This is a genomic window from Paractinoplanes pyxinae (assembly GCF_026626335.1).
Classification (GTDB): domain Bacteria; phylum Actinomycetota; class Actinomycetes; order Mycobacteriales; family Micromonosporaceae; genus Actinoplanes; species Actinoplanes pyxinae.
In genome coordinates this window covers 160,156-175,183 of record NZ_JAPNTZ010000015.1, presented here as the reverse complement: position 1 = coordinate 175,183, position 15,028 = coordinate 160,156, and the positions used below count along the sequence as shown (strand labels likewise).

Sequence of the window (15,028 nt, the reverse complement as noted above, 5' to 3'; positions counted from 1 at the left end):
GGTGAGCTGATCTGCAACACTGGCGCGGTGAGTGATGTGCGCCGTGACGTCGTGGACCTGCTGCGGCTCTACAGCATCGAGGCGCAACGGGTCGCCCACGACTTCGCCGGCCAGCAGGGTCTGCACTTCACCGACCTGCAGGCGCTCATCGCGGTCATGCACGCCGAGCGGCGCGGCACGCCGCTGACTCCGGGCCGGCTGGGCGAGACGTTGGGGCTGTCATCAGGGGCGACCACGGCGGTGATCGACCGCTTGGAGCGGGCCGGGCATTTACGCCGTACGCGGGAAAGCTCCGACCGTCGAGTGGTGCACCTGCGCTACGGCGAGCCGGGCATGGAGCTGGCGACCGCCTTCTTCCGGCCCCTGGGTGTCCGGAGTCAAGCAGTGATGGACGAGTTCAGCGCCGACGAACTGGACACTGTGCGTCGTTTCATGAGCGGAATGCTCGAAGCGATCACAGAACGCCATCAAGAACTGCGCACTCGTGCACAAGATCCGCCAGCCTGAATAACTAGACGGTGACGTCGACCAGGGCGGCGCGGTGGGTGTTGAGCACCCGGCGGCTCTCGTGGACGGCGGCGCGGTCCGCGGCCAGGACCTCCTTGTCGGCGCCCATGACGAAGTCACTGCGCAGGCGCTGCACGTCCGCGTTCAGGTGGACGAGGCTGGTGTGGGCGGCCCAGCGGGTCTCGACGATGGTCAGGCTCATGGCTGTCTTCCCTTCGTGACACTTCGAAGCCGGGGTCGGAGCTTCGTGCTCCGCGCGGTGTTGCTCCGCGTTCGCAACCGTTCTCGATCGGCATCGCCACCGTCGGGCTTGAAGGCCGGCCGGGATGAGCTGCGTCACGTTTTCCACAACCGAGACGCACCCGGGCGGTACCGCGATCCGCGCCGGTGCGGACCGATCACCACACCGTGCAGACCGAAAACCTCCTCGACCGTGCCGGTGACCTGCTGACCAGTGGGCGCGCCGGACAAGCCGCGACGCTGCTGACGCCCGTCGTCGGGGCCGAGCCCGGCAACGCCGTCGCCTGGCTGCTGCTGGCCCGGGCCCGGATGGCGCTCGGCTCGTACACCGACGCGCTCTTTGCCGCCCGGACGGCGCTGACGCTCAACCCGCGCGGCGTCGAGGAGTTGTTCTGGGTGAGCGCCGCGTACACCGCGCTCGGCCGGCACGACCTGGCCATCACCGCCGCGGCTGCCGCGAGCGACGAGGACCCGGGCAACCCGCGCCCGGCCGAGCGCCACGGCCGTGCCCTGCTCGCGGCCGGCCGCACCGCCGAGGCGGAAAGCGTGCTGGCTGCTGCGGCCGAGATCGCCCACTACGACGCCGACGTGCAGGTCGCGTACGGCATGGCGTTGTTCGCCGCCGGCCGTCCGTTGAGCGCTCGCGAGATGTACGCCCGGGCCCTGCGCATTACGCCGGGGCACCCGCGTGCCCTGGCCGAGCTGCGCCGCCTCACCGCCGCTGAGCAGCAGATTCGTGATGCCGACTCGCTGGTGCGGGTGGCTGACGCGTACGCGGAATCGCTGCGCGTGCCGGCCGGCGGTCTAAGCCGCTCGAACCCGGCGGGGTCGGTGCTCGGGCACGTGGCGGCGGTCGCCCTCGGCGTCTGCCTGGTCGCCCTGGCGGTCCTGGCCGTCCTGATCCGGCTGGCGGGCGTCGAGGTGCCGATGCCGCTGCTGGTCGCCGTCTTCTGCGCTACCGGATCGGCCGCCTGCTTCACCGCGTACACCCGGCGCCGCTTGTGACGAACTGAGTGGGTGTCAGTCGCCGTCGTCGCTCAGTTGGCGTAGCAGGCGGCCGAGCTCTTCCCGGTCGCCGGGGGAGAGGGTGGCGAAGAAGCGTTCGCCGGCCTCCTGGCGGGCGGCCCGGATGTCGCGGCCGACGCGGACGCCCTCGTCGGTGAGCACCACCAGCACGGCCCGGCGGTCGGCCGGGTCGGGATGACGTTCGGCCAGGCCGGCCCGCTGCAGGTCGTCCACCAGCTCGGTGGCCGACCGGGGAGCAATTCGCAGATGCTCGGCCAGGGCGCCCGGCCGCATGTCGCCGTGCCAGGACAGGACGCTGATCGCCCGGGCCAGCGAGGGCGACAGCTCCCAGGGCTCCAGCGCCTCGCGGGTGCGATGCCGGAGCCGGCGCGACACCGCGAAGAAGGCTTCGAGCAGGCCCTCGTCGTCCACGGGAATACCGTACCAGTGACTTCTGTTGTTCCCTCATGTTGAGGTAACCTCAGCAATGTCCCCGTACGGAAGAAGGTCCGCTCTTGGAAAGCCCCGTCGAAGGCCGCTCCCGCGGCAAGAAGAAGCCCACCGCCGACGAGATCGCGCAGGCGAAGAACGTCTCCCTGCGCCGCATCGGCTCCCTGTTCACCGACCACCGCGGCCCGCTGGCCGTCGTCGTCCTCACCATCGTGGCCTCGTCGATCGTCGGCATGGCCAGCCCGTTCCTGCTGCGCGAGGTCATCGACTCGGCGCTGCCGGACAAGAACGTGCAGCTGCTCGTCTGGCTGGTCGTCGGCATGGTCGCCGTCGCCGCCGTCACCTCCGCGCTCGGCGTCGTGCAGACGTGGATCTCCACCACGATCGGCCAGCGCGTCATGCATCGGCTGCGCACGGACGTCTTTCGTCACCTGCAGCGCCAGTCGATCGCCTTCTTCACACGAACGCGCACCGGCGAGGTGCAGTCGCGCATCACCAACGACATCGGCGGCATGGAATCGGTCGTCACCTCCACCGCCACCTCGATCGCCTCGAACCTCACCACGGTCGTCGCCACCGCGGTGGCCATGGCCGCCCTCTCGTGGCGGCTGTCCCTGGTGTCGCTGCTCGTGCTGCCGCCGGCGATCTGGCTCACCCGCCGGGTCGCGAGCATGCGCCGGGCCATCACCGCCCAGCGTCAGCGTGAGCTGGCCGACCTCAACGTCATCATCGAGGAGGGCCTGTCCATCGGCGGCGTGCAGCTGAGCAAGACGATGGGCACCGGCCCGGCCCAGGTCGACCGTTTCACCAGTTCGTCGAGCCGGCTCATCGATCTCGAGCTGCGCTCCGAGCTGGCCGGCCGCTGGCGGATGGCCTCGATGAGCATCGTCTTCGCGGCCATCCCGGCCGTCATCTACCTGGCGGCCGGCCTGCCGGTCACCTCGGGCGGCATGAGCATCGGCACGCTCGTCGCGTTCACCGCCCTGCAGTCCGGCCTGTTCCGCCCGCTCATGGGCCTGCTCAACGTGGGCGTCACGGTCACCACTTCGCTGGCCCTGTTCGCGCGCATCTTCGAATACCTCGACCTGCCGATCGACATCGAGGAGCCGGCCCGCCCGGTGCCGGTTCCGGCTGCGAGCGGCCACTTGCGCTTCGAGGACGTCACTTTCTCGTACGCGGGAAGCCCGTCGGCCGCCGTGGCCGGAGTGACCCTGGACGTGCCCGCCGGGTCGTCGCTGGCCCTGGTCGGCGAGACCGGCTCGGGCAAGAGCACGATCGCGGCCCTCATCGCGCGTCTGTACGACCCGAACGCCGGGCGCATCACGATCGACGGCGTCGACCTGCGCGACATGTCCCTGGAAACGCTCGCCTCGATCGTCGGTGTGGTCTCGCAAGAGACGTACCTGCTGCACACGACGGTTCGCGAGAACCTGCGGTACGCCAAGCCGGACGCCACCGACGCCGAGATCGAAACGGCGGCACGGGCCGCGCAGATCCACGACCTGATCGCCGGCCTGCCCGACGGGTACGACACGATGGTCGGCTCGCGCGGCCACCGGTTCTCCGGCGGCGAGAAGCAGCGGATCGCCATCGCCCGCACGCTGCTGCGCGACCCGCGCATCCTGGTGCTCGACGAGGCCACGAGCGCGCTCGACAACGAGACCGAGCGGGCCGTGCAGAAGGCGTTCGACGAGCTGTCCCGCGGCCGCACGACGGTGACGATCGCCCACCGCCTGTCGACGGTGCGCGACGCCGACCAGATCGCCGTGGTCGATCACGGCCGCATCCTCGAGTCCGGCACGCACGACGACCTGGTCGAGGTGGGCGGACGCTACGCGACACTCGCCGCCTGATCCCCGCGCACGAAAAAGCCCCGAGCCTTACGGCCCGGGGCTTTTCGCTGTTTCACTTGCCCTTCTTGCCTTCCGGGGGCGGGGTGGGCAGCTTCGGCGCGCTCTTCGCGTAGTCGACGACGACCGGCTTGGCCACGTGCACCAGCTCGCGGGCCCGGCGCCGGACATCCTCGGCGCTGGTGTGGCGGCCCGTCGGCACGTGGATGGCGACGTTGCCGACGAACCGGAGGAGGTCGTTCACCGTACCGGGAAAGATGTTGCACAACTCGGCCGCGGCCAGCAGCTGCGACTCGGGCACCACGGCGACGTACTCGGCCATGCCCGCCTGCCACGCCTTGGCGTGCACCAGGTAGCCGGCCGGGAGCATTCCGGGACCACCGAGCTCGGCCAGCAGCCGGGAACGGTCGCTCTTGGCCGGCTTGGCGCTGTTCACCATGTAGAAGAAGCCGACGGCGGCGAGCAGGCCGGTCACGACGAGCGCCGCGGTGACCGATCCCGCGCCCTTGAGCACGACGATGAACAGCACGACGAGGATCAGGGCGCCCGCCATCATCTCGGCGGTGCCGTCCCGGGCCTCGGAATCCTCGGAATGGTCGACCGCGCGAGCGATCAGGCCTTCGTAGATCCGGTCCGTCGGCTGCCACCGGTCGTCGCGGACGGGCAGAGTCCGCTGAGTCATGGGCGGGGGTCCTTCCTCGGGAGTTCGTCGAGCGATACCCGGATATCGGTCGGCCCCCGCCGCACTTTACGACTCGGCGGCGGCTACTCCTCGACGCAGAACTCGTTGCCCTCCGGGTCGCGGAGCACGATCAACCCGTCCACCTCCCAGGCGAACGTCGCGCCCAGGCCGGTCAGCCGCCGAACCTCGGCCGGGATGTCGCCGCCGGGGGCCCGCAGGTCGAAGTGCATGCGCAGCTTGCCCTGCTTGGGTTCGGGAACGCGCTGGAACCACAGGTTCGGCCCGCCCCAGCCCGGCGCCTCCACCATCGCCTTGGCCGAGGTCGCGTCCTCGTCGAGCTCGCCACCGAGGGCGGCCGCCCAGAACCGCCCCACCACCAGTGCGTCCTGGCAGTCGAAGGTCACGCTTTTCACGTACGGGTTCACGCCTGATACCTCTCCGCGAAGACCACCTCGTCGAGCGGCCGCCGCTTCGGCTGGGCCCACCGTCCGCGCGCCGGGTAGCCGAGCGGGATGAGGGCCATGGTCAGTGCATCGTCGGGCAGATTGAGAAGCTTGCGTACGTCGTCCTCGTGGCCCGCGTAGAGCGTCGTCAACGTCGACCCGATCCCGTGGGCACGAGCGGCCAGCATCAGCTGCTGCACCGCACCGTAGATGGACGATCCGAGCCGTGGATTGCTCGAACGCGCGGCGCCGAGCAGCACGGGGAAGACCCAGACCGGCGCCTCCTCGAGGTGAGCGGCCAGATGGTCGGCCGCCCGGAAGCTCGCCGCGCTCATGCCCTCGGGATCGTCGGCACTCAGAATCTGTTCACGCCGTGAACCGTAACTTTTCTCCCAGCCCTCCCGGTACCAGTCGGCGATCTGCCGCTTGACCTCCGGGTCGCGCACGACGATCCACGCCCACCGCTGGCTGTTGCCGCCGCTGGGACCGCGGATCGCGGCGTCGAGGATCGCGCGCACGATGTCATCGCTGATCGGGTCGGGGGAGAGGTAGCGGCGAGCGGGCGTGGAATGCAGCCCTTCGAGCAGGGACAAGCTGTTCGGATCATCGGACGACATGTCCGGACCCTACCGTGACGCGCGATCCTGCTGGGTGGACCGGCTGCGCCGCTCGTCAGCGCTCCTTGCCGTTCCCGGACTCGGCCGGGGCCGGCGTGACGTACTCGCCCGAGGGCCGGAAGCGCAACGGCCGGTCGTTGTACTCCTCGAGGGCGTGCGCGATCCAGCCGGCCGTGCGGGCGATGGCGAAGACGGTCTCGCCCGCTTCCGCGGGCATGTCGTATTCGAGGGTCAGCGCGGCGAGGGCGATGTCGATATTCGGTCGCAGGCCCGATCGCGTACGCATGATTTCCGCGAGGCGTTCGGCGGCTGACCGTGCGCGGGTGTCGCCCATGATGTCGAGCAGGGCTGTCGCACGTGGGTCGCCGTCCGGGTAGAGGCGGTGGCCGAAGCCGGGGATCGGCTCACCGGACCGCAGCTTGTCGGCGATCGTGCCGATCGGGTCGGGCCGCGACATCGACTCGGCGAGCAGCGGGTATGCGAGGCCACTGGCCGCCCCGTGCAGCGGACCGTCGAGCGCGGCCAAGCCGGCCCCGACAACCGAGTACGGGTGGGCGCGGGTCGACGCCGCCACCCGGGCGGCCAGAGTGGAGGCCGCGATGTCGTGGTCGGCCAGCAGGACCAGCGCGGCGTTCAGCACGTTGTGGTCGCCCGGAGTGGCGTCGCGGGTCGTCAAGCGAGGCCAGAGGCGTTGGGCGACGGGTGCGGTCGGCACCGCTTTGCGGCTCTTCGGGCCGGTGGCTCGGCCCGCCCGCCGGGTCGCGCGAGGGAGGGCGTCCACCATCGTGCCGATCAGGGCGCGAGCGGTGGACGTCACGGCGGCCGGGGTCGTGTCGAAGCGCAGCGGGTCGCTCGCGGCGAGGGCGGCGACCGCGACGCGCAGCCGGTCGGTGTGGCGGGCGATCGCCGGGAGCGGGGCGGCCACGGCCTCGGCCAGGCGGCGCTGGGTGTCGTCGGAGGGCAGGTCGACGTAGGCGCGCTCGCCTGTCCACAGCAGGGACACGATCTCTTCGAAACTGGCTACGCTCGCGAGCTGGATGGCGTCGTGGCCGCGATACAGCAGCTTGCCGCCCCGGATCAGGGTGATGCCGGTCTGGATGCCGGGGACGGTCGGCTGCTTGCGAGCGGCCAGGAACATGTCGACCTCGGCCCGGTCGAACAGGCTGCCCTTGCCGGAGGCGTTGCGGTGGCTGCTCAGCAGGCCGCGGCTGACGTAGGCGTAGACCGTAGCAGGCCGCACCCCGAGGATGCGGGCGACTTCGAGGGTGGTCAGCAGCGGCGGCGTGGGAGGCATGTGGACATCCTCTCATGTTGACTGGATCAATATTGACGTCAACATGTACAGAATCGACTCTGTCAACATGATGAACGTTGAACCTGGGTTGGCCGGTGTCGTCGCGTTCGACACCGAGATCGCCGAGCCGGACCGGGACGGGGGAGCGCTCCGCTACCGCGGTGTCGACATCCGCTCGCTGGCCGGCGCTGTGTCGTTCGGTGATGTGTGGGGACTGCTGGCGGACGGCTCCTTCGAATCGCCGCTGCTTGCGGGGGAGGCGGTTGGCCTCGCGGTGCGAAGCGGCGATGCGCGGGTGGACGCGCAGGCCGCGGCGGCGACGCTCGGGATGCGGCCGCTCATCGACATCACGGACGCCGAGGCGCGGGCCGACCTGGCGCGGGCTTCGGCGGCGCTGCTCGACGTCGTGGCGGCGTCCGCTCGTGGAGGCGATCGGCCAGCGGTGCCGGAGCGTCGCGTCGCCGAGGGGCCGGATGTCACGTCGCGGTTCATGATCCGGTGGCGGGGCGAGCCGGACCCGCGGCACGTGGCGGCGATCGACCGTTACTGGGTCTGCGCGGCCGAGCACGGCATGAACGCGTCGACCTTCACGGCGCGCGTAGTGGCTAGCACTGGCGCGGATGTGGGGGCGTGTCTGTCGGCTGCGGTCGGTGCGCTCTCGGGTCCGCTGCACGGTGGGGCGCCCGCTCGTGCGCTCGGCATGGTGGAGGCGGTCGAGAAAAGCGGGGACGCCCGCGCGTACGTGAAGAAGGTGCTGGACAGCGGGCAGCGGCTGATGGGCTTCGGGCACGCCATTTACCGCGCCGAGGATCCGCGAGCCCGGATCCTGCGGGAGGCGGCGCGTGAGCTCGGGGCGCCGCGCTTCGAAGTGGCGGCGGAGCTCGAGAAGGCCGCGCTGGCCGAGCTGCGCGAACGCAAGCCGGATCGGGTGCTCGAGACCAATGTGGAGTTCTGGGCGGCAATCGTGCTCGACTTCGCCGAGGTGCCGGTGGAGATGCTGGCGGCGATGTTCACCTGTGCGCGGACGGCCGGCTGGAGCGCGCACATCCTGGAGCAGAAGCGCCTCGCGAAGATCATCCGCCCCTCGGCCGACTACGTCGGCCCGCCGGAACGCGCCGCAGCCGACCTGCCCGGCTGGGACGCCGCCGTGAAGCGCCACGCCACTGTTTCCTGAGCGACGCCGACCGAACTCCGCTCGTGCAGGGGTCGGCGGTGCGAAATCCGGTCGCGCGGGTGGCGTGGGCGCGCGCACGATGCCGGGATGACAGGTGCGCCGGAAGGCTTCACGTATCGCGTCCGCAAGAACGGTGACATCGAACTGCTGCATCACGGGCGGCCGGCCGGTGTGCTTCGGGGGCGGGCGGCCGCGCGCTTCCTGGCCGACGTCGAACAGGATGATCCGCAGGAGCTCATGGCCCGGCTGACCGGCAACTACCGGCACGGCAACGAGCGGGTCGCCCGAAACCATCCACGCAACCGCGGACGCCAGGCGTAACCGCGACGCTAGCCGCAGCCGCAGCCGCAGCCGCAGCCGCAGCCGCAGCCGCAGCCGCAGCCGCAAACCGCGGCCGCTAGCTGCGGCGGTGAATGCGGTTCAGCAGGGCCGGCGTCCAGTGGTCGCCGTAGCGTTGGCGCAGGTCGAGGCGGGTCCAGTCGTGGCCGGTGACCAGGCCGCGGCAGCGGGTGGCGCCGCAGCGGCAGGGCATCGTGAAGTCGTCGGCGGCGGTGCTGGTGGCGTAGTCGTTGGTCAGCTCCTCGCCGGCCTCTATGTCGCGCCGGGCCAGCAGCGTGTAGGGCGCGCCCCACCACAGGTTCGGGTCGCAGCCGTGGTTGCCCTTGCCGTTGGGGCGGCCGGGCGGCAGCACCAGGTGCACGTCCTCGTCGACATTGATCGTGTCGACGTAGGCACTCGAGTCGGCCAGCAGACCGGTCAGCTCGCGGTCGGAGACGAGTCGTCCGCCCAGGCGGGAGACGGTGGCGCCGGCCGAGATAGGCGCTCGGGCGAACAAGCCCTCACCGGCTATCAGGGATGGCTTCACCTCGACCGCGGGGTGCAACCAGCAGTCAGGTTCCGGCGCCGGCCACATGCGCCCACCATCCACCGACGCCGATGCGCACGCAAGTCCGGGCGCTCGCGAAGGGGCCGGCCGCTATGTGTGTGCAGGGCCGAGGCGCTCGCGACGGGCGCCGGCCGCTATGTCCGCGCAAGTCGGAACGGCGCCATGTTCGCTGCGCCGATGCTCGGCGCGCCGCCGCGCGCCCGCTGGGGGCGGCGACGGCGCGACAATCATCTAATAGCGGCAGCGCAGCACGACGAGCGTGTGGCCCATGACCTCGTGCTGGGAGGCGGCCTTCGCTGTCTTGCGGCGGATCGCCAGCAGCGGGTCGGCGGTGTTCACGACGATTTCCCACGTGCGGCCGAAGGTGCGGTCGGGCAGCGTGAACTCGACCGGATCGCCGAGCGGGTTGAACAGCAGCAGGAACGAGTCGTCGGTGATCGCCTCGCCCAGGGCGTCCCTTTCCGGAATGCCCTTGCCGTTCAGGAAAACGGTCATCGTCATGCCGCTGCGGGTATTCCAGTCGGCCTCCGTCATCGGCTGGCCGTCGCGGCGCAGCCAGGCGATGTCGGGTACCTTGTCGTCGCCGAACGACTCGCCGGTGAAGAAGCGGCGGCGCCGGAAAATCGGGTGCTTGGCCCGCAGCGCGGTCAGCCGCCGGGTGAAGCCGGTCAGCACATCCTGGTTGCGCGCCTCTTCCCAGTTAACCCAGCTGATCTCGTTGTCCTGGCAGTAGACGTTGTTGTTACCGCCTTGAGTGCGGCCCAGCTCGTCGCCGTGGGCAATCATCGGCACGCCCTGCGACAGCAGCATCGTGGCCAGAAAATTGCGCTTCTGCCGCTCGCGCAGCGCCACGATCTCGGGGTCGTCGGTCGGGCCTTCCACGCCGCAGTTCCACGAGCGGTTGTGGCTTTCGCCGTCGCGGTTGTCCTCGCCGTTGGCGTCGTTGTGCTTCTCGTTGTACGAGACCAGGTCGTCCAGCGTGAAGCCGTCGTGCGCCGTCACGAAGTTGATGGACGCTATCGGCCTCCGCCCGTCGATCTCGTACAGGTCGGAACTGCCCGTGAAACGGGAGGCGAACTCGCCCAGCGACGACGGCTCGCCGCGCCAGAAATCGCGTACCGAATCGCGGTAGCGTCCGTTCCATTCCGTCCATAACGGCGGGAAGCCGCCGACCTGATAGCCGCCGTCGCCCACGTCCCACGGCTCGGCGATCAGTTTCACCTGCGAAACGATCGGGTCTTGATTGACCAGGTCGAAGAAGGCGGCCAGCCGGTCGACGGCGTGGAACTCGCGGGCCAGCGCGGCCGCCAGGTCGAACCGGAAACCGTCGACGTGCATCTCGGTCACCCAGTAGCGCAGCGAATCCATGATGAGCCGCAGCGACTCGTGGTGGCGGACGTTGAGGCTGTTCCCGGTGCCCGTGGTGTCGTAGTAGAACTGTTTGTCCTCTTCGACCAGGCGGTAGTACGCAGGATTGTCGATGCCCCGGAAAGACAGCGTCGGGCCCAGGTGGTTGCCCTCGGCGGTGTGGTTGTAGACGACGTCCAGAATCACCTCGATGCCGGCCTGGTGCAGCGCCTTCACCATCGACTTGAACTCTTGCACCTGGCCGCCGTGCCCGCCGAACGACGCGTACCCGTTGTGGGGCGCGAAGAAGCCGATGGTGTTGTAGCCCCAGTAATTCGTGAGCCCGCGGTCGATCAGGGTGCTGTCGTGCACGAACTGGTGCACCGGCATCAGTTCGACGGCGGTGACGCCCAGTTCCTGGAAATGCTTGATCATCTCAGGATGGGCCAGCCCGGAATACGTGCCGCGGACGTCCTCGGGAATGCCGGGGTGGCGTTCGGTCATGCCCTTGACGTGCGCCTCGTAGATCACCGTCTGATGGAACGGGATGCGCAGCGGCCGGTCGTTGCCCCAGTCGAAGAACGGGTTGATGACGACGGATTTCTGGGCGTACGGGGCCGAATCCTCGTCGTTGCGCGACGACGGATCGCCGAACCGGTACGAGAACAATGCCTCGTTCCAGTCGTTACGCCCGTCGATGGCCTTGGCGTACGGATCGAGCAGAAGCTTGCTGGGATTGCAGCGCAGCCCGCTGTGCGGGTCGTAGGGACCGTGCACCCGATACCCGTACCGCTGCCCCGGCCCGACCCGCGGCAGATAGCCGTGCCAGACGAGCGCTTCCCGTTCCGGCAGGTCGATACGCGTCTCGTTGCCCTCTTCGTCGAAGAGACACAGTTCGACCCGTTCGGCGAGTTCGGAGAAGAGAGCGAAATTCGTCCCGCCACCGTCGTAGGTCGCGCCCAGCGGGTACGGGTTTCCTGGCCAGATGTGCATGCGGATGTTGCTTCCCTCCCATCACTGTCGTCAATCCGAGCGTTCGATGGTCGTCGGCACTAGGTTGATGCGCAGGGGGTTCACATGAGTACAGGCATATCGGGCTGGGTGCCCGTCGAACATCGGTGGTTCGGTCTCGATCGGCGGCAGATGCGCCCCGCGTTGTTCGTTCTTGTCGTCGCTCTGCTGCTCATCTACGGCTGGCCGGCGCTGAACGCGGTCGTTCCGTGGGACAACCCGACGAAGGCGGGCGACGTGCTCGACCTGGGCGACGGCGCGACCGCTGTGCCCCCGGTGGGCTGGCAGCTCGAGGACGGCGCGCTGGTCAGCGACCGTACGGGCGTGAGCGCCACCAGCGACAACGTCAAACTGGTCAAGGCGGGCACCACCATTCAGATGTCGGGCGCATCGTTCGACGGCACCGCCGCCCAGTTCCTCGACCAGGTCATCACCTCCGAGAATCCGGAAGCCGACATCTCCGGCTCGCCGGCCACCTTCACCACCACGTCCGGCCTGGTCGGCGTGGTGCGCAGCGCCAGCGGCACGGGCGGCGACGAACTGCTCGCTGCGTTCAAGATGTCGAGCACCGACCCGGTGCGGGCGCCCGCCCTCCTCGTGAACGTGTCCGCCGTACCCGGGGAATTCCAGCAGGTCTCGAGTGAGATCGACACGTTCCTGCGCAGCATCACCCCGGGAGCCGACGAATGACGATTGCTGCATCAACGGCCAAGAACGCGCAACTCGAGGCCATCGACGAGTCGGGCTGGGGCGCGCGTTTCAAGTTCTTCCAGCCGCACAACCCGGCGTTCTGGGTCTACGTGATCGGCGTCGGCGCCGGTGCGCTCGGCATGATCAAGTACTTCGGCCCGGCCCTCGGCGGCACCTACCGCCTGGCCGTGACCAGCGGCATCGTGTTCTTCGGGATCTACCTCATCCCGTGGCTGATCTTCCTGCGGCGGCAGAACCGGTACACCGCGCAGCCGGGGAAGCTGCTGGCCACCGGCTTCGTGTGGGGCGCCGTGGCCGCGACGTTCTGGATCGCGCTGCCGGCGAACACCGCGCTGCTCGAAATATGGACGAAGCTGCTCGGACCGACAGGTGCGAACACTTGGGCCGCCGGACTGAGCGCGCCGATCGACGAGGAGTGGAGCAAGGGGCTCGGGCTCATCCTGCTCATCGCGCTCGCGCCGCGGCTCGTTCGCAGCGCGTACGACGGGTTCATCATCGGCGCGTTCATCGGGCTCGGCTTCCAGGTGTCCGAAGACGTCCTGTACGCCTACAACAACGCGACGGCCAGCTTCGGGGTCGGCCAGTTGGAGTCGTCGCTGTTCATCCTGGCGTTGCGCGGCTTCGCCGGCATCACGTCGCACGCCCTGTTCAGCGCCATCTTCTGCGCCGGCGTCATGTGGATCCTCGGGCGCGCGCCGGGGGAGAGGCGCATCGGCCGGGGCATCGCGGCCTGTCTGGCTGCCATGTTCCTGCACTTCGCGTGGGACGACGCGTCCGGCCTGTTCGGCTGGAGCAACTTCCTCGTTCTGTTCGCGCCATATCTGATCCTGATGCCGCTGGCCATCGCGACGCTGCTCGTCGTGCGGCGGCTGGCGTCGGCCAAGGAACGCGCGTGGATGCGCGAACTGCTCGCGCCGGAGGTCGAAACGGGCGTCATCGATCAACCGCTGCTCGACGCGGTCAGCGGTTTGCACAAAGACCGTCGCCACTTCCGCAAGCTTGTGCACAGCCGGCACCGTGCCCGTCACCTGATCGAAAGCGCCGGTGACCTCGCGCAAGAGATCGCCGCCGCCGGTGGGCACGAGACGCCGAGAGTTGCGCACGCGCGTGCGGAGGTGCTCCGTTTGCGCGGAAACTGAGCGGTTAAGTTGCACGAATGGACAAGTCCCTGACGTACGCCGAGGTCGGTGCGACCCGCGAAGGCCAGCTGCCCGCCGGCTACGAGCACGTCTTCCGTGATGCCCGCCTCGGTCAGGGCCGGGCGACGTACGAGAAGGCGGCGAACGGACTTTTCCACTGGCGCATGCACCGCGCGGCCGGCCTGAAAGTTCACGGCGTGAACGGGCCGGCCGCGGTCGGTGTGGACGTGACGCTGCGCCTGCTGGTTCTGAGCATCCCGTGCCGCGTCGTCTACACGGTCGACGAGCCGAACCGGCGCGGTTTCGGTTACGGCACGCTGCCGGGGCATCCCGAGAGCGGCGAGGAAGCCTTCTTCGTGGTGCTGAAGGACGACGGCGAGGTCCGCTTCGAGCTGCGCGCGTTCAGCCGTCCCGCCAATTTGCTCGTACGGCTGGGGAGCCCGGTGGCGAAGCTGGCTCAGCGCTTCGCCACGGACCGCTACGTCAAGGCGATGCAGAAGATCAGCCGGTAAGCGCTGCTCCCGGCGCGGCTGTCAGAGCCGGTCGGCGTCGATCACGGCCTGCGTGAACTCGCGCGGCGCTTCCTGCGGCACGTTGTGGCCGACGTCGAACGTGCGGTGGCGGTACTTGCCGGTGAAGTGGTTCCGGTAGGAGCTGCCGTCGCCGGCCGGGGTGAACGGGTCGTGCTTGCCGTCAATGGTGATGGTGGGGACGCCGATCGGGGGCGCCTGCTGCAGCCGGGCCTCGATCTCGGCGTACTCGGGCTCGGCGGGCGCGAGGCTGAGCCGCCAGCGGTAGTTACCGAGCACGATCGGCACGTAGTCCGGGTTCTTGAAGGCGGCGGCCGTGCGGGCGTACGTGCGCTCGTCGAAGTTCCACGTCGGCGAGTTGAAGCGCCAGATGAATTCACCCAGCTCGTACGAGTACTGCTCGAGCCCGAGCCGGCCACGCTCGGTGGCGAAGTAGTACTGGTACCACCAGGCGTTCTCGGCGGCCGGCGGCAGTGGATTGCGGTTGGCGGCCAGGTTGGTGATGAGGTACCCGGTGACCGAGACGAGCGCCTTGACCCGCTCGGGCCACAGCGCCGCGATGATGTCGGCCGTGCGTGAGCCCCAGTCGTAGCCGGCCAGAACCGCTCGTTTGATCTTGAGTGCGTCCATCAGTGCGAGGATGTCCAGGGCGAACGCCGCCTGATCGACGTTGCGCGGGGTGGACGGCGACCGGAACGTGGTCGATCCGTGTCCGCGGAAGTACGGGACGATCACGCGGTAGCCGCGCGCGGCGAGCAGCGGCGCGACTTCTTCGAAGCTGTGGATGTCGTACGGGAAGCCGTGCAACAGGATGACCGGGCGGCCGGTGGGCCGGCCGAGTTCGACGTAACCCACGTTCAGAACGCCGGCGTTGATCTGTTTGACCGGGCCGAACCGGGCGTGGGCGTTTGGGCCGGCCGACGCGGCGTTGCTCGCGACGAGCGGGGCGATGCCCGCGGCGAGCGCGGCTGTTCCGGTGGCTTGCAGGAACTGGCGACGATTCGAGTTCGTGTGCATGGGAAGCCTCCGCTGTGGATAACGGGTTTTCGCTTCCCACGCTCACATCGCGCCGGCGTCTTGGACCCAGGAGAAACCACTGGCCGGAGGCGCCCGGGCACCCTGGTCCACAGATCACACCGTGA

Annotated in this window: 17 protein-coding genes; 8 read left to right on the top strand and 9 right to left on the bottom strand. The window is 69.3% G+C overall.

Annotation, left to right across the window (positions count from 1 at the left end):
- Positions 1-27: 27 nt before the first annotated feature.
- Entirely contained in the window at positions 28-507 is a 480-nt protein-coding gene (locus OWR29_RS36295) for a MarR family winged helix-turn-helix transcriptional regulator (RefSeq protein WP_267568012.1), read from the top strand.
- A 4-nt stretch (positions 508-511) separates the two neighbouring features.
- On the opposite strand, the gene OWR29_RS36290 is transcribed toward OWR29_RS36295, so the two are convergent.
- The gene (locus OWR29_RS36290; RefSeq protein WP_267568011.1) at positions 512-709 is read right to left on the bottom strand and encodes a hypothetical protein; all 198 of its coding nucleotides are present in this window, start codon (positions 707-709) and stop codon (positions 512-514) included.
- 206 nt (positions 710-915) lie between these two features.
- Between OWR29_RS36290 and OWR29_RS36285 the strand changes: the two genes are divergently transcribed.
- Positions 916-1,752, top strand: a complete 837-nt coding sequence (locus OWR29_RS36285) for a tetratricopeptide repeat protein (RefSeq protein ID WP_267568010.1) — start codon at positions 916-918, stop codon at positions 1,750-1,752.
- A gap of 15 nt (positions 1,753-1,767) precedes the next feature.
- Here OWR29_RS36285 and OWR29_RS36280 read toward each other — a convergent pair whose 3' ends face one another.
- Positions 1,768-2,184: a MarR family winged helix-turn-helix transcriptional regulator gene (locus OWR29_RS36280; RefSeq protein ID WP_438872702.1), complete on the bottom strand. Its 417-nt coding sequence runs from the start codon at positions 2,182-2,184 to the stop codon at positions 1,768-1,770.
- A gap of 83 nt (positions 2,185-2,267) precedes the next feature.
- On the opposite strand from OWR29_RS36280, the gene OWR29_RS36275 reads away from it, so the two are divergent.
- Entirely contained in the window at positions 2,268-4,055 is a 1,788-nt protein-coding gene (locus OWR29_RS36275; protein ID WP_324291290.1) for an ABC transporter ATP-binding protein, read from the top strand.
- Between the two features lie 52 nt (positions 4,056-4,107).
- Here OWR29_RS36275 and OWR29_RS36270 read toward each other — a convergent pair whose 3' ends face one another.
- The 4 genes from OWR29_RS36270 to OWR29_RS36255 form a co-directional block, all read right to left on the bottom strand.
- A complete protein-coding gene (locus OWR29_RS36270) occupies positions 4,108-4,734 on the bottom strand; it encodes a hypothetical protein (RefSeq protein WP_267568009.1) in 627 nt (208 codons plus the stop codon).
- An 83-nt stretch (positions 4,735-4,817) separates the two neighbouring features.
- Positions 4,818-5,159 (bottom strand): VOC family protein, encoded by a 342-nt coding sequence (locus tag OWR29_RS36265; RefSeq protein ID WP_267568008.1) that lies wholly within the window; start codon positions 5,157-5,159, stop codon positions 4,818-4,820.
- Positions 5,156-5,794, bottom strand: coding sequence for a nitroreductase family protein (locus OWR29_RS36260; RefSeq protein WP_267568007.1), 639 nt, complete (start codon positions 5,792-5,794; stop codon positions 5,156-5,158). Before OWR29_RS36260 ends, OWR29_RS36265 begins: the two co-directional genes overlap by 4 nt.
- Positions 5,795-5,849: 55 nt before the next feature.
- Positions 5,850-7,088, bottom strand: a complete 1,239-nt coding sequence (locus OWR29_RS36255) for a citrate synthase family protein (RefSeq protein ID WP_267568006.1) — start codon at positions 7,086-7,088, stop codon at positions 5,850-5,852.
- Positions 7,089-7,155: 67 nt separating this feature from the next.
- Between OWR29_RS36255 and OWR29_RS36250 the strand changes: the two genes are divergently transcribed.
- Positions 7,156-8,262 (top strand): citrate synthase 2, encoded by a 1,107-nt coding sequence (locus OWR29_RS36250; protein ID WP_267568081.1) that lies wholly within the window; start codon positions 7,156-7,158, stop codon positions 8,260-8,262.
- 87 nt (positions 8,263-8,349) lie between these two features.
- The gene (locus OWR29_RS36245) at positions 8,350-8,583 is read left to right on the top strand and encodes a hypothetical protein (protein ID WP_267568005.1); all 234 of its coding nucleotides are present in this window, start codon (positions 8,350-8,352) and stop codon (positions 8,581-8,583) included.
- Positions 8,584-8,659: 76 nt separating this feature from the next.
- Here OWR29_RS36245 and OWR29_RS36240 read toward each other — a convergent pair whose 3' ends face one another.
- On the bottom strand, positions 8,660-9,175 hold the full coding sequence (locus tag OWR29_RS36240; RefSeq protein WP_267568004.1) for an SET domain-containing protein: 516 nt from the start codon (positions 9,173-9,175) through the stop codon (positions 8,660-8,662).
- 204 nt (positions 9,176-9,379) lie between these two features.
- Positions 9,380-11,488: a glycogen debranching protein GlgX gene (glgX, locus tag OWR29_RS36235; RefSeq protein WP_267568003.1), complete on the bottom strand. Its 2,109-nt coding sequence runs from the start codon at positions 11,486-11,488 to the stop codon at positions 9,380-9,382.
- Positions 11,489-11,572: 84 nt separating this feature from the next.
- On the opposite strand from glgX, the gene OWR29_RS36230 reads away from it, so the two are divergent.
- The 3 genes from OWR29_RS36230 to OWR29_RS36220 are packed head-to-tail and all read left to right on the top strand — an operon-like array spanning position 11,573 to position 13,868.
- On the top strand, positions 11,573-12,196 hold the full coding sequence (locus tag OWR29_RS36230; RefSeq protein ID WP_267568002.1) for a hypothetical protein: 624 nt from the start codon (positions 11,573-11,575) through the stop codon (positions 12,194-12,196).
- Positions 12,193-13,356 carry a PrsW family intramembrane metalloprotease gene (locus OWR29_RS36225; RefSeq protein ID WP_267568001.1) on the top strand — a complete coding sequence of 388 codons (1,164 nt, stop codon included), beginning with the start codon at positions 12,193-12,195 and terminating at the stop codon, positions 13,354-13,356. The genes OWR29_RS36230 and OWR29_RS36225 overlap by 4 nt, the downstream gene beginning before the upstream one ends.
- A 17-nt stretch (positions 13,357-13,373) precedes the next feature.
- A complete protein-coding gene (locus OWR29_RS36220; protein ID WP_267568000.1) occupies positions 13,374-13,868 on the top strand; it encodes a DUF1990 domain-containing protein in 495 nt (164 codons plus the stop codon).
- Positions 13,869-13,889: 21 nt separating this feature from the next.
- Here OWR29_RS36220 and OWR29_RS36215 read toward each other — a convergent pair whose 3' ends face one another.
- Complete coding sequence (locus tag OWR29_RS36215) at positions 13,890-14,903, bottom strand: alpha/beta fold hydrolase (RefSeq protein WP_267567999.1); 1,014 nt, start codon at positions 14,901-14,903, stop codon at positions 13,890-13,892.
- Positions 14,904-15,028 lie beyond the last annotated feature (125 nt).